This window comes from Micromonospora peucetia (assembly GCF_900091625.1).
GTDB lineage: Bacteria > Actinomycetota > Actinomycetes > Mycobacteriales > Micromonosporaceae > Micromonospora > Micromonospora peucetia.
The window spans coordinates 4,283,396-4,301,054 of record NZ_FMIC01000002.1; the positions used below are offsets into that span (position 1 = coordinate 4,283,396).

General features: G+C 68.8%; 16 protein-coding genes. 7 read left to right on the plus strand and 9 right to left on the minus strand.

Features of this window, described 5'->3' with window-relative positions; translation table 11 throughout:
- Window positions 1–164: 164 nt before the first annotated feature.
- Window positions 165–872, minus strand: a complete 708-nt coding sequence (locus GA0070608_RS32115; RefSeq protein ID WP_141719498.1) for a maleylpyruvate isomerase N-terminal domain-containing protein — start codon at window positions 870–872, stop codon at window positions 165–167.
- Between the two features lie 193 nt (window positions 873–1,065).
- Window positions 1,066–1,263: a hypothetical protein gene (locus GA0070608_RS19890; RefSeq protein ID WP_091630083.1), complete on the minus strand. Its 198-nt coding sequence runs from the start codon at window positions 1,261–1,263 to the stop codon at window positions 1,066–1,068.
- Between the two features lie 145 nt (window positions 1,264–1,408).
- Here GA0070608_RS19890 and GA0070608_RS19895 point away from each other — a divergent pair, with 145 nt between their 5' ends.
- A complete protein-coding gene (locus GA0070608_RS19895) occupies window positions 1,409–1,888 on the plus strand; it encodes a GNAT family N-acetyltransferase (RefSeq protein WP_091635571.1) in 480 nt (159 codons plus the stop codon).
- A gap of 364 nt (window positions 1,889–2,252) precedes the next feature.
- Entirely contained in the window at window positions 2,253–2,465 is a 213-nt protein-coding gene (locus tag GA0070608_RS32120) for a hypothetical protein (RefSeq protein ID WP_141719499.1), read from the plus strand.
- A gap of 323 nt (window positions 2,466–2,788) precedes the next feature.
- Here GA0070608_RS32120 and GA0070608_RS19910 read toward each other — a convergent pair whose 3' ends face one another.
- The 6 genes from GA0070608_RS19910 to GA0070608_RS19935 form a co-directional block, all read right to left on the minus strand.
- Window positions 2,789–3,538 (minus strand): sugar isomerase domain-containing protein, encoded by a 750-nt coding sequence (locus tag GA0070608_RS19910; protein ID WP_218107529.1) that lies wholly within the window; start codon window positions 3,536–3,538, stop codon window positions 2,789–2,791.
- Window positions 3,531–4,715, minus strand: a complete 1,185-nt coding sequence (locus tag GA0070608_RS19915) for a hypothetical protein (RefSeq protein WP_091630087.1) — start codon at window positions 4,713–4,715, stop codon at window positions 3,531–3,533. Before GA0070608_RS19915 ends, GA0070608_RS19910 begins: the two co-directional genes overlap by 8 nt.
- A 47-nt stretch (window positions 4,716–4,762) precedes the next feature.
- Window positions 4,763–5,698, minus strand: a complete 936-nt coding sequence (locus GA0070608_RS19920) for a BadF/BadG/BcrA/BcrD ATPase family protein (protein ID WP_091630088.1) — start codon at window positions 5,696–5,698, stop codon at window positions 4,763–4,765.
- Window positions 5,695–6,591 carry a carbohydrate ABC transporter permease gene (locus tag GA0070608_RS19925; RefSeq protein WP_091630089.1) on the minus strand — a complete coding sequence of 299 codons (897 nt, stop codon included), beginning with the start codon at window positions 6,589–6,591 and terminating at the stop codon, window positions 5,695–5,697. The genes GA0070608_RS19920 and GA0070608_RS19925 overlap by 4 nt, the downstream gene beginning before the upstream one ends.
- A gap of 1 nt (window position 6,592) precedes the next feature.
- Window positions 6,593–7,414 (minus strand): carbohydrate ABC transporter permease, encoded by an 822-nt coding sequence (locus tag GA0070608_RS19930; protein WP_245715842.1) that lies wholly within the window; start codon window positions 7,412–7,414, stop codon window positions 6,593–6,595.
- Window positions 7,415–7,521: 107 nt separating this feature from the next.
- On the minus strand, window positions 7,522–8,784 hold the full coding sequence (locus GA0070608_RS19935) for an ABC transporter substrate-binding protein (protein WP_176733768.1): 1,263 nt from the start codon (window positions 8,782–8,784) through the stop codon (window positions 7,522–7,524).
- A gap of 176 nt (window positions 8,785–8,960) precedes the next feature.
- Between GA0070608_RS19935 and GA0070608_RS19940 the strand changes: the two genes are divergently transcribed.
- Window positions 8,961–9,734, plus strand: coding sequence for a GntR family transcriptional regulator (locus GA0070608_RS19940; protein ID WP_091630092.1), 774 nt, complete (start codon window positions 8,961–8,963; stop codon window positions 9,732–9,734).
- A gap of 20 nt (window positions 9,735–9,754) precedes the next feature.
- Here GA0070608_RS19940 and GA0070608_RS19945 read toward each other — a convergent pair whose 3' ends face one another.
- Entirely contained in the window at window positions 9,755–12,928 is a 3,174-nt protein-coding gene (locus GA0070608_RS19945) for a beta-N-acetylglucosaminidase domain-containing protein (protein ID WP_176733769.1), read from the minus strand.
- 584 nt (window positions 12,929–13,512) lie between these two features.
- Between GA0070608_RS19945 and GA0070608_RS19950 the strand changes: the two genes are divergently transcribed.
- Genes GA0070608_RS19950 through GA0070608_RS19965 form a run of 4 tightly spaced genes read left to right on the plus strand, consistent with a single transcriptional unit; the run spans window position 13,513 to window position 17,633 of the window.
- Window positions 13,513–15,093 carry a phenylacetate--CoA ligase family protein gene (locus GA0070608_RS19950; protein WP_091630094.1) on the plus strand — a complete coding sequence of 527 codons (1,581 nt, stop codon included), beginning with the start codon at window positions 13,513–13,515 and terminating at the stop codon, window positions 15,091–15,093.
- A 3-nt stretch (window positions 15,094–15,096) separates the two neighbouring features.
- Entirely contained in the window at window positions 15,097–15,537 is a 441-nt protein-coding gene (locus tag GA0070608_RS19955) for a DUF4188 domain-containing protein (RefSeq protein WP_091630095.1), read from the plus strand.
- On the plus strand, window positions 15,534–16,622 hold the full coding sequence (locus GA0070608_RS19960) for a GNAT family N-acetyltransferase (protein ID WP_091630096.1): 1,089 nt from the start codon (window positions 15,534–15,536) through the stop codon (window positions 16,620–16,622). The genes GA0070608_RS19955 and GA0070608_RS19960 overlap by 4 nt, the downstream gene beginning before the upstream one ends.
- Window positions 16,623–17,633, plus strand: a complete 1,011-nt coding sequence (locus GA0070608_RS19965; protein WP_091630097.1) for a nitroreductase — start codon at window positions 16,623–16,625, stop codon at window positions 17,631–17,633. It abuts the gene before it with no gap.
- The last annotated feature ends 26 nt before the right edge of the window (window positions 17,634–17,659 follow it).

Sequence of the window (17,659 nt, forward strand, 5' to 3'; positions counted from 1 at the left end):
GGAGGCGGTCGGTGGGGTCGACGGGATCCAGGACTGGATCGGCGATTGGATGGACGCCGAGCCTGAGTCGACTCTGCCCGTGCTGGTCGCTGGCTGTCACGCCGTGCGCTGGGCGTGGGAGGCGCGCGGCGGCAAGCGGGCGAAATACACCACTGCTGCCCAGTTCAAAAGTTTCCATGAGCGCTTGCACTACGCTTGTGGATTACGGCGAGGCGGTCTCGGACGTTTGGATCCGCTGCCGAGTTGGTGCGACCAGCGCCGTCGGCCCCGGCGTCTTCCGTAGTCACCCGCTGCTCCTCCGGCATGATGCGCCATTGCCACGGGCCCACATCGCCGAGGCGTCCAGTGTGCCGGAGCAGAACTTGCGTCGAGTGCCCCCGTTTTCCCGTCTTCTGCCGCTGCTGGGTCGTTGCGTCCGGAGCCAGCCGAGCCAGAATGCGTGAACTGAACTTCGCGGGTGGCCACCAGTTCACTTTCAGGCCCTGGGTGATGTCGTACGTGTGGAGCACGACCTCGGCGACGCCGAGCGCTGCGAACCCGCTGACGTCGCAGGACCCGAAGTGCCACGCCCGCGTATCCGGCCCTGCGGCCCGCAGCGCCGCGACGAGCAGTCCGCCGCATGCTTCGACGGCCGGCAACACGTCTGACACCGGCGCATCGTCGCGGATCACCAGATCCAACGGCAGGTATGCATCCTGTACCCCGCCCGCCACCTGAGCCGCGTACGCGAGCAGATCATGGCCGATGTGGACGAGCGTCTCTCGGCACGTCCAGGCGAGGGTGCCAGCGGCGACCGACCAGTCGTGGGCCGAAAGCGGTTCGAGGACCTCGCCCATCATTCGGACGGCACGCTCCAGATCCTGAGCTTCCATGCCGCGCATTCTGGCAGACCGGGCAGGCGCCCAGACCGCCAAGAAGAGCAGGGCTTTCTACATCCGGATCTGCCACCGAGCGGGTGCCACGGCATGCACTGGAGGAGTCGGCAGCGCCCCGGCGCGGGGATCGTGCGGTACGGCGGTTTTGGCCGCGTCCACATCGTCATGTTGCGGTGCACTGTCATGAAGATCAGTGGCCGGTGTCCTGGTGGCGGGTGTTGCGAGCGCGGACGGCAGCCTCCAACCGTAGGCCAGTACCGACGAGGACGAGCAGCCCAGCGAGGATGAATGGACGGTCGCTGGCGGTCCCGAGGGTCAGGACGGCGACGAGGAGTCCAACCGTGATGGCAGCGGTGCCGACGTTTCGTAGCGTGATGGTGACCAACACGCCGCTGAGTGTGCCAGACACTTGTTCGTTCGCCGTCCGGCGACAGCATCCGGATCTAGCCGAGATGAGTGCATGCAGCCGACGTGATGCTGGCGCGAGGACAACCGGGGCAGCCGTCCACCGATCGGTGTGGGACCATCACGCTGTGCCTGAGTTGATCGTACGGGACATGACGAGGAACGAGTTCGAAGAGTGGCGTGACCGTACGATCCGATCATTCGCGGATGGGCAGGTAACAGCCGGTAACTGGCCAGCGGACGAGGCCATCGAGTTGGCCACCAAGGCATTCGATGTCCTGTTGCCGGATGGCTTTGCGACTGTCGGAATGCTGTTCTTGAGGGCCGTGCTTCCCGACGGCGCATGTGTTGGCGTGTTGTGGCTGGCCTTGACGCACCCGCGTGGTGAGCCCGACTGCGCGTACATCTACGACATCGAAATCGATGAGGCGTACCGTGGAGCCGGCTACGGACGCGCGCTCCTAGCTGCGGCCGAGGACGCCGTGCGCTCCCGTGGCCTGGGCCGCCTAGAGCTCAACGTCTTCGGCGGCAACGCCCGCGCTATCCGGCTATATGAGACTTCCGGCTACCGCGTCGTGGCGCAACAGATGCGTAAATCGCTCAATTGACCAAGAGTCAGATTGTTTCCCGACGCCGATGCACTGATCTGCCGCTGATTGAGCGTCACAGGCCGTGACCGGTCCACGATGTGCTTCAGCTTCCGGTACTGCCGATGAGCGCGCACGAGTCCTTTGTGATAACCGCACTGGCCTCGATGGCGACGCTCGATGGTCCGGCCGGACGCCAACGCCGGGCTAGAGCACCCTATTCCTGGACGTACAGTTTTCCGATGTACGGGCTGCGATCAAGCCCGGGAACGTTGTCAAGTAACTGCTGCCGGCCGTACGAAAGAAATCCTGTCAGGGCTTCCAAGAGCTCGGGCCGGTCCACCTGGGCCAAGCAGTCCGGTTCGGGGTCCGCGAGCCGGATGCCATGGTCATCGCAACGGTACGGATCGATGGCAGCAACCTCGACGCGATCGCCAGCCACGGGGCGGAACTCGACGACATCGGCCGCCTCGGTGAAGGTCAGCGTGTACGCCCTATCCGCACGCAGCGCAGTGATCAGCCGTGTGACGCAGACGAGGAAGTCGAACAGCGAGACGCGGCGGCGAGGACCTATGACGGTACGCCTGCAACTTTCTGATGCTGTCGGCCCCGGACGTTACCGCGGCCAGTTCGGCCAGGGTCGATGACACATGGAACCCAGGTGGACGGATCTGCTGCGCGCAGGCTCGACGGCCACCGCGATGTGAGCGATCCGACCAGCCTTGTCGGCAGCGCGCTGGGCAAGAGCGTGCGGGCGCTGCCGGAGCCGGTGGCCGCCCAAGCCGAGGCGGTCCGTCGAGCCACCACCCCGGCACCGGACCCGCCGCCGCCCTGCCCAGCCGGGTCCTGGGCCTCTGCGACCACCCGTCGGGTGCCGGGTACCGACGGGTCCGGGTCGCTCAACCTGCAACCGCGTGTTGGTCAGGGTTCGATCGGGCGGACCCGGTCGCGGTACCGCTCCTGAAGGGCGGCATTACGCGCGTCGCCCCAGGCGAGATTCGCGGATGTGTGTACCGGTGGGTCGATGCCGCGTTCCAGCAGCCGGCGGCAGACCAGTTCGGTGAGTAGCTGCGCGATGAGCACCCCGGTGAACGACGAGACCGCCCCGATCCGAACTTCTGGGGTGATCTCCAGCGCCGCGTCCCCGGCCGGGGCAAGGTTGTCGATCACCACGTCAGCCAGGTCGGCGAGATGTGGTCCCTGGGTCGTACGGGCCCCGGCGGATCGGGTGTGTGCGACCGAGGTGACCGCGATGATCGGATGTTTCCGCTCACGGGCCAGCGTCGCCATCTCGACGATGGCGGCGTTGATGCCGGAGTTGGAGACGATCAGGAAGGGGTCCTGCGTGGCGGGCGCGGCGAGCGCGTAGATCCGTTCGGCCAGGCCGAACTCGCGCTCGTACGTCGGGTCGAGGATCGGTCCCGGGTCGGCGCCGCCGAACATCACGAGATCCTTGACCGCCAGCATGCTGACCGGGGCGAGCCCGCCGGCGCGCGCCGCGAGTTCGAGGGTGACGATCCGCGAGTGGCCGGTTCCGAATGCCTGTAGGACAGCACCGGCGGCGATGGCGTCGGCAACGAGCGTGGCCGCCGACTCGATGGCACCGAGTTGGGTGGCGAGGATCTGCTCGAGTGCGGTCCGGGCGATGTTGGCGTAGGCGGGTTCAGGCACTGTTCCTCCTGGAACGGTCACGGTCGCGGGCTGCCTCGACGGCGGCTTCGACGGCGGCTTCGACGAGGATCTCGCCGCTGCCGGCGCTGACCGGGCTGGCATAGGTTTCGTAGGAAGGTGGTGTGTCGTGGGTGGGTAGGTAGCCGAGGTAGCCGTTCGTGTAGCCGAGGACGACGATGTCGGAAACCTGGTCCGCCGCCGCGGAGCGGATCGCTTCGCCCAGTTCCAGGAACAACTCGCCGGGCACGCCGACGACGGTGACCCCGTCGAGGGCGACCGCCGCGACCTCGACCACATAGGGTTCGGTGCGCTGGCGGGCGGCCTGCTCCTGCGCGATCCGCAGCCCCTGTTGCAGGACCAGGCGAATCCGATCGTCTCCGACCTGCGGAGTCGGACAGACGGACGCGTCGAACTCCGCCGGCTGTTTCGGCCGTAGCCGGACGTTGCGCGAGACCGGTGGCCGTACCGGTGCCGCCGGGTTGTGGCCGGCATGTGGTGGCGGTTCCACGTGGCTGGCCACCCGGGCGCCGAGCCGGTCCACTTCCGGTCGCCCATGTCCCTGGCGGGTGTGCCGGGTACTGATGTCGCCGGCAGCGCCGGTGGCGACGACCACCCATCTGTCGGGTGCGGACAGCGCTCGGCGGATGCCACCACTCAGGTCCGCGCTCACCTGGTTGTTGTCGGCGGGCAGGACGGTCGGGTGGACCGGGGAGACCACTATCAGGCCGACCACGTCGGTACCTGCGGTGACCGCGATGGTGTCGACGGGAATGTCCATCGGTGGCGTGTCCGCGAGGTTGCGGCGACCCGCGAATCCGGGAACCAGGGTGCGGGAGGCGCCGATCCTGGCTGCCCGTTCGGACGCCATGGCGTGGCGTGCGGCCGCGAGTGACGCGGCCACCAGCCGGTCGCCGACGGGCCGTGGCGTGACCGTGCCGCCGGGGAAACAGCCCGCCTCGGGGCTCGCGTGCGTGTGCGTGGCGGCAACCCAGCAGGAGGACACACCGATGCCCCGCATGGCGGTCCGGATCCGATCGACGACGTCGACATTCACGCAGATCAGGTCCGCGACCACCAGCGCGAACCGGTGGCCGTCGTCGGCGAAGGTCACCACGTGGACCTCGAGCGGGTCGAGCACGCCCTGGACGCCCTGGGACCGGTCGATGTATCCACCCATGGGTTCTCCGGGCACGGCCGTGAAACGGGCCGTCCCGTGTCCGACCCTCACGCGTCTCCGCCCGGGTTCTGGTCCGCCAGCAGGCGGGCGTAGGGACCGGTGCCGCGCAGTAGCGTGGGGCCGCCCTCAAGCGGCTCGGCCCTGGGGCTGACCAGCGGCAGCCCTCTGGCGTCGAGTTCTGCGGACAGTGCCTGGTAGAGGGCGTTCCCCGGCGCCAGTAGCCGTCCGCTGTACGACACCCGGCGTTCCGCCCCGCTGAGGCGGAGTCGGTTGGTCGCCGCCTCCGCCGCGTCAGCGAGATCAGTCGCGGCTGTTGCGCAGATGCGGCTCGCCACCGGGTCGGCCTGGGCGGCCGCGTCGAGGACGTCGAGAGCGAAGGCCGCCGTGCGGGGGATCATGGCGGGGTCCCGGTAGTACCGCTGGAGCGCCGCCAGGTCGCTGCCCCCGAGCGCGGCGACAAGGCGGTCGGCCAGCGTGGTTCTCGGCCCGACCTGGTCGTACGACGCCGTCGCGGCGCGCATCCCGGCGAGCCCGATGGCGAACGCGCTGCCGCGGTCGCCGAGATATGGGCCCCACCCGTCGAGCCGGGCATAGTTTCCGTCGGCGTCCACCGCCAGAACTGTCGTCCCGGTTCCGGCGCACAGGACCACACCGGCACCGGCGAGGGCACCGGCGTGGGCGAGGACGCTGTCCTCCACGATCGCGGTGGGGCCGCCGAGGAGCCTCGTGATGGCGAGGGCGAGACGCCGACGCTCGGCGTGATCACCCGGTATGCCGGTCAGTCCGGCGAGCACCCCTGCCACCTGTGTGGGGAGGGAGATGGTGTCCGCGGCGCCACGGATGGAGTCCACGATCCGGGTGACGCCGTCCTCGTCGGGCCGGTAGACGAAGCCGGGCCCGACCCCGAGCTGACGACCCGCTGGAGTACTCAGCAGCATCCTGAGCTGTGATTTTCCGCCGTCGATGGTGATGGTGTCTGTCATCGTGACATCCCGGCGGTCAGGCCGGCGACGATCTGCTTGGTCGCCAGCGCGAACACCACGGCCAGCGGGACCAGAGCGATCACGAGCCCGGCGAACAGGGTGCCGCGATCGGCGGCGAACTCACCGAAGAACCGGGTCAGCCCGACGGGGACGGTGTACTTGTCGCCGCTACGCATCAGCACCAGCGGATAGAAGAAGTCGTTCCAGGTCGGCGCGAACTGGAAGACCGTGACCACCGCGAGTGCCGGACGCATCAGTGGCAGCACGATCGACACGAACAGGCGTCCCTCGTGCGCTCCGTCGAGCCTCGCGGCCTCCTCCAGCTCCCCGGGGAACCCCCGCATGAATCCCATGATCACGAAAACGGAGAACGGCACGCCGCTCGCCGCGTAGAGCAGCACCAGCCCGATCCGGCTGTCGATCAGCCCCATCGACTGGAACATGTAGAACACCGGCAGCAGGCCGAGCTTCGCGGGAATCATCAGGCCCGACAGGAAGAACGCCGCCAGCAGGGCGCGTCCCCGGAATCTCCACCTGGCCAGGGCGTAGGCGGCCAGCGCCGACACGCCGACACACAGCACCACCGAAGCGCACGTCACCACCAGGGAGTTGATCAGGTAGGTCGAGATCGACGCGGTCTCCCAGGCGCGGACGTAGTTGCTCACGTCGAGCGAACCGGGCAACCCGACCGGTGCGCGAAGGATCTCCGCGTTGGAACGGAACGAACCGATCAGCACCAGCAGCAGCGGGCCGAAGGCGATGCCGGCGTACGCCCACAGAACGACCTGGACAGCGATGCCGCGGCTGAGCGAACGCTGACGGGCGCCGTCCGGGCGCGAGGATCCGCTGGTGGTTTCCGGCGTCGTACGGGGGGTGGTCATCAGGGCGTTCATTTCAGGTGACCTCCCGGCGGCGCAGCGCCCGTTCCAGGACGACGGAGATCCCGAAGATGAGTACGAAGATCAGCATGGCCAACGCCGAGGACTCTCCGATCGCGTTGCTGCCGCCCTGGAAGGCGGTCCGGTAGTAGAGCAGGCCCAGCACGTCCATGGCGCCGCCGGGTCCGCCGTCGGATCCGCCGAGCGCATAGACGAGGTCGAAGATGTTGAAGCTCCCGATGAACGTCAGAACGGTGATCACCCCGACGGCCGGCATCAGGAGGGGGAACCGGACACTCCAGAAGGCCCTGGTGGCTGATGCGCCGTCGATGGCGGCGGCCTCCTCCAACTCGCGTGGGACACCGGCCAGGGCGGCGCCGAAGATGAGCATGGGCCCACCGATCCACTGCCAGGCGTTGACCAGGATCAGTACCGGCAGCGCGGTGTCCGGCTCACCGAGCCACGGGCGTGCCCACGAGTCCAGGCCGACAGCTCTGAGTACGTGATTGATCGGGCCGAAGGTGGGGCTCAGCAGGAGCGACCAGATGTAGCCGACGATCAGCGGGCTGATCAGGTAGGGGAGCGAGAAGAGGGTCTGGAACAACCGCTTTCCCCACGGGTTCCGATGGAGGAGGACGGCCAGGCCCAGCCCGATGGTGTTCTGGATCGCCATGGTGCCGACGAAGAAGAGCACGTTGTGCCCCAGCGCGGCGGTGATCTCATCGCTCAGCGGATAGCGGGTGAGGATCTCCCGGTAGTTGCCGATCCCGACGAAGCCCGCCTGGCGGGTGCCCTCCCAGCGGAACAGCCCGTAGTAGAAGGCGGTGAGCAGAGGCACCACGACGAACATGCCGTAGAGAACGAACGCCGGTAGGCAGAAGGCCGTGATCCACCCCGGTGAGGTCCGTCCTGCCTGGCGGCGACGCCGCCGGGCAGGACGGACATTCAGTTCTTGGGCCGGAACCACTGATCGACCCCTCGCTGGATGTGCCCGGCCGCGTCAGCGGCGTCACGTCGCCCGAGCAGATAGTCGGAGAAGGCCGCCGAGGCGAGGTCCCAGGCCGTGGGTGACCCACCGGAGAAGTACGCGTAGGTGACGTACGGGCTCGGGTTCTCCTGGTAGCCCCGCAGGGCCTGGGCCAGGAGCTTGTCCTCAGGCTGGACGTTGGGTACCGCGGAGATCTGGCGCAGTTCGGTGGAGTAGGCCCGGCCGAACTCCGCGGACGCCATCCACCGCACCAGGTCCAGCGCGGCCTCCCGCTTGGGGGACTTCGCCGAGACCCCGAACGAACCGTCGACGTAGCCGGGAACGAGCGTCTTGTCGACCGCCGCGCCGGGTGCGGGCGGCACGTTGAAGATGCCCATCTTCATGCCGGGGTTGGCCTTCTCGAACACGCCGAGCTCCCAGATCCCGCCCGGGAACATCGCGGCGCGGCCGGAGGTGAAGAGCGCCTGTGCGTCGGCGTAGCTCACCCCGGACGACTGCGGCGGCCAGTACTTGTTGGTGCCCTTCCACGCCTCGACCGACTTCACCCAGGGGGCGTCGGTGAACTTCGCCCCACCGGTGATCATCTTGTTGAGGTAGTCGGTGCCGCCGTACGTCGTGGCTCCGAAGATCTCGTGCTGGATCGGCAGCATCCAGGTGTCGGTGACCGTGCTGGCCAGCGGGATGACCTTGGCGCTGTTGAGCTTTTCGAACGCCGCGATCATGTCCGCCCAGGTGGTGGGGGCCGTGATGCCGTGATCGGCGAAGAGCTTCTCGTTGTAGATCACGTGCAGGGTCTGGAGTGCGAACGGCACTCCGTAGACCTTTCCGTCGCTCTCGCCCCGGGCGCCGTCGAGAACCGGTTTCGAGAAGCCGCCCAACTCCTTGATCTGGTCATCGAGGGGCACCAGACCGCTGGCGGCGACCAGTGGCTGAAGCAGGCCGTAGGAACGGAGCTGTGCCACGTCGGGGCCGCTGGCGTCGGTGAGCCCTGTCTTGAGGATCGTGTCGTATTCGGTGTTCTTGTAGGGGACGTATTCCACGGTGACACCGGGGTTGGCGTCCTCGTAGATCTGGAAGATCTTGTTGTATGCCGCGACATCCTCCTGCCGCCATCCCCAGACCTTCAGGTTGACGGCGTCGCCGCCCTTGTCACCGCTGTCGCCGCTGCCTGGTGCGCACGCGGCGAGGGTGACGGTGAGCAGCGCCGCTGCTCCCAACACACCGCACTTCCTGGGCATCCGTGTCTCCGATCGTCGTTGTCGACACCCCACCCGACCGGGTGAGAGCTCGACTGTAATACTGGTATAGACCGCTGGTCAACGGGTAGGCCGACCTCATCCGAGGTACGCGATGTGCCCGTACGATGACGTCAATCGCATAGAAAGGAGACGAACTCGTGCCGAGGACGCGACATGAGCCGAGCGACGGAGCGCTTGAGTCGGTACTGGCGGAGCAGAACCGCGGCAAGGGCAAGCACATCATCGACGTGCTCACCGCCTTGGTCCTGAACTCACGAGATGGTGCGCTGCTCCCGTCCGAGCGGGTCCTCGCCGAGCGGTTCGGAGTGGCTCGGATGACTGTCCGAGGCTCCATCGACGCGTTGGAGACGAAAGGGATGGTCCGGCGGGTCCCTGGACGTGGCACCTTCGTGCAGCATCCGACCCTGACCCATTCGGAGATATTCCGCTCCTTCAGCGAGGACATGCGAATGCGCGGTATGACGCCGGGCGCCAAGAGCTACCGGAGTCGCACCCGCCCGGCCACCCGCACCGTCGCCGCCAACCTCGGTATCGCTGCGGGCGAGCCGACCCACTACATCGAGCGGATCCGTACCGCCGACGAGATCCCGATGGCACTGGAGCGGACCAACCTCGCCGCGGCGCGATTCCCCACCCTGCTCGACGTGTTGGGGCGCGACGACTCGCTCTACGACATTCTGGGTCGCGCCTTCGGTGTACGACTTGAATCGGCACGGCAGACCGTCACCATCGCGCGGCTGACCGCCACCGAGGCGAAGCGGCTCGAAGTCGCCGAGGACAGCCCGGCGTTCCTGATCGAGCGCATCTCCGTCGACAACATGGGCAAGGTCGTGGAGTTCGGGCGGTCGCTCTACCGTGGGGATCGCTACGCCATCCAGATGCGCGTCAGCCCACCGACGCAGGGCGGCTGACGCGCATCCGGATGGTCTGGCTAGCCGATTCCGGCGAAGTAGTGCTCCTGGATCTCGTTCGCCGTCAGCGCGCGGTCATAGATCGCCGCCTCGTCGAGGTCGCCCTGCAGCCGCTGGGACGTGTCGTCTCCGCGGCCACCGAGCTTGACGCTGGCCGTACCGCTGCCCGGGGCCACCGTCGTCGCGACACTGTTGTCCGCGACGCCGTCGAGGTACACGGTCAGCCGCGATCCGTCGAACACGGCGGCGACGTGGTGCCACTTGTTCGGCGTCAGCTGGGTGCGACCGGACACGACGCCGTGTCCCTTACCCGGAGAGCCGAGCGACCACGCCTGCAGGACGCCGCTGCTCGCCCTCAACGCGTACCCGCTGTGCGCCGGCCCGGTGTAGCTCTCGATGATCGCCTGCCCGGGCGACGGAACGAGCGTGTCGAGCTTGACCCACGCTTCCACCGTGAACGGTCCGGTCAGGTTGGTACGCGGGGAGCGCGGCACGTCGATGTAGCCGTTTGAGAGGTCGGCCGCACCGTTACCGGCAAGCACGCCCCCGGCACCCGGCTCAGCACCCTGGTAGATTCCGTTCTGCCCGCTGGTGGAGCTGTCGACGGCAGTCCTGGATCCGGCCGCGTCGCCCAGCCTCCAGTAACCGGACGGGTTGGCCCTGTTCACGAACTCCGGATAGCTGCCCTCTCCCACGATGATCGTCAGCGGCAGGGTCACCGGCGCGACACCATCCTTGTGGAACGTCACTGTCACCTGGTGCCGGCCCTCGGTAGTGCCGGACGGAACGGTGACGGCAACCGGCACGCTCGCGACGATGGTCCGACCATCCGGTCGCGCGTTGAGAACCTGCGTCGCCGGGGTGACGGTCCAGCCGGCCGGGCCGCTGGCGGCGACACGTGCCGTCACCCGGCCCTCGTCGAACACCTCGAGAGCGACCTGGAACCGTTTGGTCGTCCCGGGTGCGATGATTCCGCCCGACGGTTCGAGCGAGACTCGACCGCGCAGCACGTCGGAGTAGTGCGGGACGATCTCGTAGACGCGCGGCGCGACGCTACCGGGAGTCCACTGGATCCGTACCGCGGTGGCCGCGAGATCCTTGGCCGGCACCTTGGTGAATCCGTCAGCGAGCTGACCGAGGTCCACCCAGGTGCCGTCGACGAGCGCCTGGATCATGCCGTCCGCGGGAGCGGTCGCGTCCTGCACCACGGTCACCGCCGACAGCTTGTGCGGCTTGGTGATCGGGACCATGACCGCGTCCCCGGCCTGCGGCACGCTGGCGGCGACGTAGACGGTGTCGTCGCGCCGGTCGGTCAGATTGGCCAACCGGGAACCCGATGCGGCAGCCGGTGTACCGGTGGGGGTCCCAAGGTCCCCGTACCAGCGGTCACCGATGTAGGCGTCACTCTGGGCCGCCGCGAAGCTCAGGAGCTCGTCGACCGGACCGGGGCTGATCTGGTGCCAGGTGCGGTCGAGGATGAGCCGGGCGCTTGCCTGGTCCCGTCGCGCCACCCAGCCGGCTTCGCTGGCGCCCGTGTCCTGGGCCTTGAGAACACGCAGGGCCGCCCGACCTGCCTGGCCGGTTACGCCGACCCGGTCCAGCCAGGGCGCGATCTGCTTGAGCAGAACCGGGTTGTCGAGCTTTGCCCGTAGCGCGGCGGGAAGCTCCTCGAGGCGGCGCAGCTCACGGTCGACCTGGTTGAGCTGGGCGGTCACGGGCCGGCCCGCCCGGTAGTCAGCCATGAGACGGTTGATGAGCGCCGCGAACTCCGGCCGGGTGGTGGCGTCCAGGACGCTGGCCCGGTTGTTCTCGGCGAAGAGCCTCAGCTCCTCGTACGCGTCACCGCCGAGAATCTGCAGAGTGTGGGTCCATGAACGTTCCGCGTCGTAGGCCACCGGGTTCCAGGAGTAGTCGGCCTGGGTGCCGAGGGCGATCTGCGAGGCATCCTGGTAACCGACGAGTTCGTTGAACGAGATGCCGATCGTCTTGTCCGCCATGCTGGCGTCGCGGTTCTTCAGCGGGCCCAGCAGCAGCCGGTTGGTGCTGTAGTCGTTGACCGGGTAGTTGTCCCAGAGCATGATCCGGTGCCGCGACCACACGTCCTGGGCAGCCTGGAGGTCCGCCTCGGTGATGCTCGGCGAGACCACTGCCGGTCCCGTCCAGTAGAGGTCGACCTCGGTGCTCAGCAACTCGTCGAAGCGCTCCGTGTACGGGGTCTTCGTCATGCCCCAGTACTCCGTCGGCACGGCCACCATGCGGTTGGCGCCGGGGTGCTTCTCGATGAACTCCTTCTGCACGAAGTTGGTGACCTCGGCCTGAGCCACCGCGAGCGGTGACCGGTCGCCACGGTAGGCGTCCCGGTCCTCCTGGCAGGCGAAGTTGCCCGACACGTCGTCCCAGGCGACGACGTAGCTCCGGACACCGATCTCCCACATCTGCTCGAAGCGTGCCAGCAGCTTGGCCCGATCGGTTTCGCGTACGTGACAGATCCCCTTACTGGGCGCCATCGGCGCCTCCGGCGAGATCCGGTAGACGAAGTCGACATGACGCGCCTTCGACAGGTCGACGATCTCCTTCAGCCGGGCCAGTTCCGCCGCCTCGTAGAGCGAGGCCCAGTCCGAACCGGTGCGCAGGTCGTCCGCCGGTCCGTAGAAGAACTGGTTCATCTTGTGCCGCGCCAGGAACTCGATCTGCGAGCGCCGGTCTTCCTGCGACCAGACCGGTCCGTAGAAGGACTCCATACCGCCACGGACCTGGTACCCCGGCCAGTCGCGGATCTGCACGCCGTTGACGGCTAGGTGGGAGCCCTTCGCTACGAGCAGTTGGCGGAGCGACTGGACCGCGTAGAAGGTGCCGGCGCCGTCCACGCCGGAGAGGACGATCCGTTCCCGGCCACGCTGGTCGCGACCAGCCGCCAGCACGTACCCCTCACGGGGCAGCGACTCCGGACCCGTGACCTTGAGGTCGCGTAGCGCATTGGTGCTCGCCGGCGTCTCGCCCGGTCCGCCCAGGATGATCATCGGCGAGCGGGTCGTCAGGTCACTGTCGCCCACGATCCGGGCCGTGACGCCGTGCGCGGACAGCAACTCCACGAGCGCTGTCCGTGCTGCCGGGTCGGCGGTCTCGCCCGCGACGACATCGATGTTCTTGGGTACCGACACGAAGCTCGGACGCGAGTCGATCTGCTGCGGCACCGGAAGGATTCGAGCCGCGTGGTTGGGAGCCGGTCGTTCGGCGTTGGCAGGCAGGGGAGTCAGCACGCCAACGGCAAGCGTGACCGATGCGGCGAATGTGACAACGCGGCGACAACCGCGAGATGAGCGTGAACGGAACACGCGACCTCCACTTTTGTTGGTCCAGGTGGGTGGCTGTTGCCGGGGTGCGCCGGCTCGGAGTGCGGTGGTGTGGGTGTCGGGGGCTGGTCGGCACAAGATCCGCCGGTCGGTCGGGTCAACGGGGAGCCGATCGGGCCGTCGGGGCCGGAGCCCGGGTCGAGCTCTGAGAAGTGGTCTATGCCAGTAACGAGAATCCATGCTGCTGCTGGTTGCGTCAAGACCTCATCGACCAGATGGAGGCTTTCGAGACCCAAACTCGATCGGCGCGGATCCCGAGCGTCGCCTGATTTCCGCTGTTCACAGGCGATATGAAGGGCTAGCCGGAGGGTGGTTCATACTGGTCTAGCCCTCATGCGTCCATCTGGCAGCTAGGTGCGGATACTCAGCACCGGACCGGTGCGACAGCTCAGGCACTCCCGGCTGGACACGCCGAGGATGCTGTCATGGCCGAGACGCTGCTTCGACACCCTGATCCGTCCCCCCTCGCGGCACTGAGTCTGACGGCCGGCGAACGCTGGCGCCGGGCACGTCTGACGATCTTCGGTCGGGTACTCGGGGCGGCGGTGCGGCTCGCCGGTCGGCATCCCACGTCGTGGCGGTGGTTGGCCAGGCGGCACCACCCGATGCTGGACCTGCTCGCGGCGGCGAACGCGCGTGCGGGGTGCGCGCTCGCCGCGCTGGACGTCCCGGCGTACCGCGCCTTTCTGCGTGCCCGGCCGGCCCGGGTCCGGCGTCGGCTGCGCGACTTCCCGGAGACCGACAAGGTGAGTTACGTCGTTCCCTTCGAGGCCGCGCGCCGCTGCCGGGGCGGACGACTACCGGCCCGGGGCGTGGTGGTCGACGAGTCGGCCGGCTCGTCGGGCCGGCCCTTCAACTGGCCGCGCGGCGAGCGGGAACTGCGCGCGGTGCACCGCGACATCGCCGGCTACAGCAGCCTGGTGTTTCCGATGCGTCGCCCGTTCGTCATCAACGCGTACTCGATGGGCGCCTGGGCGACCGGGACGACGACCGGCGCCGCGATGGCCCGCATCGCGGTGGTCAAGAACACCGGCCCGGACCTCGGCAAGATCGTCGACACGCTCCGCGAGTTCGGCCCGGACTTCGACTACCTGGTGACCGCGTACCCGCCGTTCCTGAAGCATCTGCGGGACCGGCTCGACGCCGATGGCTTCGACTGGTCGCGCCACCGCATCTTCGCCAGCTGCGGGGGAGAGGGGATGACCGAGGCGTTGCGCGGCTACCTGGAGGAGCGGTTCCTCAAGGTACGGTCGGCGTACGGCGCCTCGGACCTGTCCATCGGGATCGGCGCGGAGACCCGGTTCACGGTGTGGTTGCGGCGACGCCTGCGCAGTGATGCCGAGCTGCGGGCGGCGCTGCTCGGCGCCGACGAGCAGCGGTTGCCGATGGTGTTCCAGTACAACCCGTTGGCCAACTACCTGGAGACGAACGAGCGCCGGGAACTGCTCTGCACGATGACCGGCCCCGACGTCCTCCAGCCACGGCTGCGGTACAACGTCGGCGACGAGGCGCTGCTCGTCGGGTATCGGCGGATCCTCGACCTGGTCCGCGGCGACCCGGATCGCTGGGCCGAGTGTCGTACGGCGCTGGCGAGCGAACGGATGACCCTGCCGGTGCTGCTGCTGTTCGGCCGGCGCGACTCCACGGTGTCGTACCTGGGCGCCAATCTCTATCCACAGGACGTCGAGTACGGCCTCTACACCGGCAACCCGTACGCCGCCGAGATCAGCCGGTTCTGCCTGGCGCTGGCCGAGGACGCCACGCTGGAGACCCGGCCGGTGGTCCACCTCGAACTGCGCCGCCCGCTGCCCGAGCCGGATCGCGATGCTCTCGCCACGGCCTGCCGGACCGGAGTGCGCCAGCACCTCGCGGTGGTCTCCCGCGACTTCGCGCAGTCACTGACCGAGGACCCGACCGCCGGTGACCTCCGCGTCGAGCTGCACGAACCGGGCACCGGCCCGTTCGCCGGACAACAGAAGATCAAGAACATCTACCTGGTGGGCTGAGCGATGCGTACCCGTGACTTCTCCCAGGCCCCGGCACAGGCGCGGGCCGGGGCCATGTTCGTCGGCGCGACCCGCTACCGGGGGCCGCTGGCGATCCTGCGGCTCGTCCCGGCCTGGCTGCGGATGGTCCGTGACCTGCGCCGGATGTCCGGATACCGCTGGCACACGGTGTACTGGGAGTTTCCCTTCACCCTCGGCACGATCGCGTTCTTCGCCGACCGCGACGCCATGCTGCGGTTCGCCCGGTCCCGGCACCATCGACGGCTGATGACCTGGGTCACCGACGGCACCCGCAACGCGACCGCCGGCTACATCCGGCTCTTCACCGCCGAGCCCGACGGCTACTCCAACGGGCGGTGGCGAGCCGAGTCCACCGAGATGGCACACATCCCGACCTTCACCCCGCTGGGCTCGGAGACGGCCGGACCGGCGGTGCGACGGTGACCGGCCGGCGCGGTCTGGAGCGGGTCGTCGACCGGCGCGGCCTGCGGGAGTTCCTCGCGCTCACCGACCGGGTGTACGCCGACGAGCCGCGCTTCGTGCCGCCGTCGCGCCAACAGGTACGGCGGTGGTGGCGCGAAGGCGTGCCGATGTACCTGCTCCGGGACGGCGCGACCGGTGCGGTCGTGGGCCGGACCACCCTGCACACCGACGCCGCCCTCGACGCCAGGTTCGGTCGCCGGTGCCAGCTCTTCGGGCTCACCGAGTTCACCGACTCGGCGGCCCGACCGCTGTTCGAGGCGATCGTCACCGCCGCCCACGCCGCCGGCGACCGGGAGGTGCTCTTCGGCCCGGTCGCGTTGCTGCCCAACCAGTCCGGCGGGGTCATCACCTCCGGGTACGCCGACCGGGGCTTCATCGACAGCGCCTGGAACCCGCCGCGATACGTGACCGCGTACGAGTCGTACGGATTCCGCCGGCGGTTCGAGTCGGACACCTGGATCTGCCCGGTCTCGGCCGGCGAGGACGTCGATCTCGGCACCGACCCGGACGGCGCGGAGTTGGTGGTGCACCGGGGCGACGTCCACCGGCTCGCCGAGCAACTCGACCTGCTGCGTGAACTGCTGAACGCGTCCTTCGCCCAGCTCGGCTACTACACCGAGATCTCCGCCGCGCAGCTGCGTCGGCAGACCGACGGGCTCGCGTACCTGCTGGACGAGTCACTGCTGCTCTACCTGACCCGGGCCGGGCGGCCGGTGGGGTTCGTGCTGTGCGTACCGGACATCAGCGAGTTCGTGGTCCGGGTCCGGGGCAACCTCAACCTGGTCAACCAGCTCCGGCTGCTGGCGGTCCGACGCCGGTACCGGCGCGAGGCGGTGCTGATCGTCAAAGGTGTGCTGCCCGAGTGCCAGGGCCGCGGATACCAGCGGCTGCTCTCCGCCGCGTTGCGCCACAACCTGCACACCGGCGGGTACACGACGCTGCGCAGCACCTACGTCGGCCGAGATAATCCGGCCTCGGCCGCGCAGTACCGGGCGCTGGGCGGCCGGCCGCTGCACGGGTACACCTTCTACGAGAAGGCGCTGTAGATGGAACTCGCGGCGTTCCGCGCGCTGGAGCCGCTCTGCTGGCGGGCGCCGAGCGCGCACAACACCCAACCGTGGCGGCTCGACCACCAGAACGGGGTGGTCCGGGTGGGCTGGGAACAGGCGTACACGCTGCCGGCGGCTGATCCCTCCGGTCGGGATCTGCGGCTGTCCCTGGGAGCCTTCGTCGAGACCTGCCTGGTCGTCGCGGCCGACGCCGGACTCCGGCTGGAGTTCGTCGCGGACCACTGTGCCGAGGACCGCCGGGTGGGCTGGCTGCGGGCGTCCCCGCACCGATACGACACTCCGTTCGGCGCGGCGCAGGTGCGGGCCCGTCGCACCCACCGGGGCCGGTTCTCGGCCGGCCCGGACGCCGAGGTGACAGCGGCCGTCGACGCGCTAGCGCGGTCGTCAGGCGGGATGGTCCGGACCGTACCGGACGCCGGCCTGCTGGCCCGCCTGTTGAGGACCGCCGACCGACAGGTGTACGCGGATCCCGAGGTGGTCGGCGAGTTGCGGTCGTGGCTGCGGCTCACACCGGCGCATCCGGACTATCGCGCCGACGGGCTCACCGACCGTTGCCTGGGGCTGTCCCGGGGCGAGGCGACCGTCCTGCGGACGGCACTGGCGGCGTACCCGGTCCTGCGCCGGATGGGCCTGCCCCGGCTGCTCGCCGTGGCGTCCGGCAACCCGCTCGCGCTCGGCGGCGCCGTGATCGTCCTGGTCGGACCGCCCGGGTCGGACGACGCGACGCAGGTCGAGTTCGGTCGGGTGCTCGCTCGCATCTGGTTGACCCTGCACACGGCCGGGCTGGCGGCGCATCCGCTGAGCCAGCTCATCGACGCGCCCGCCACCCGTGCCGCCCTGGGCTCGTTGCTGGGCGTGGCGCCGGAGCGCCTGCTGCACGCCGCCCGGGTCGGCCGGCCGGTGAGTCCGGCGGAGCCCTCGGCGCGCCGGATCGGTGGCACCGGCTCGAACGGCCCGGGGCGCAGTGGTCGCCTCGACGGGAAATAGCGTCGACCCGTGGGGCCGCGTTACGT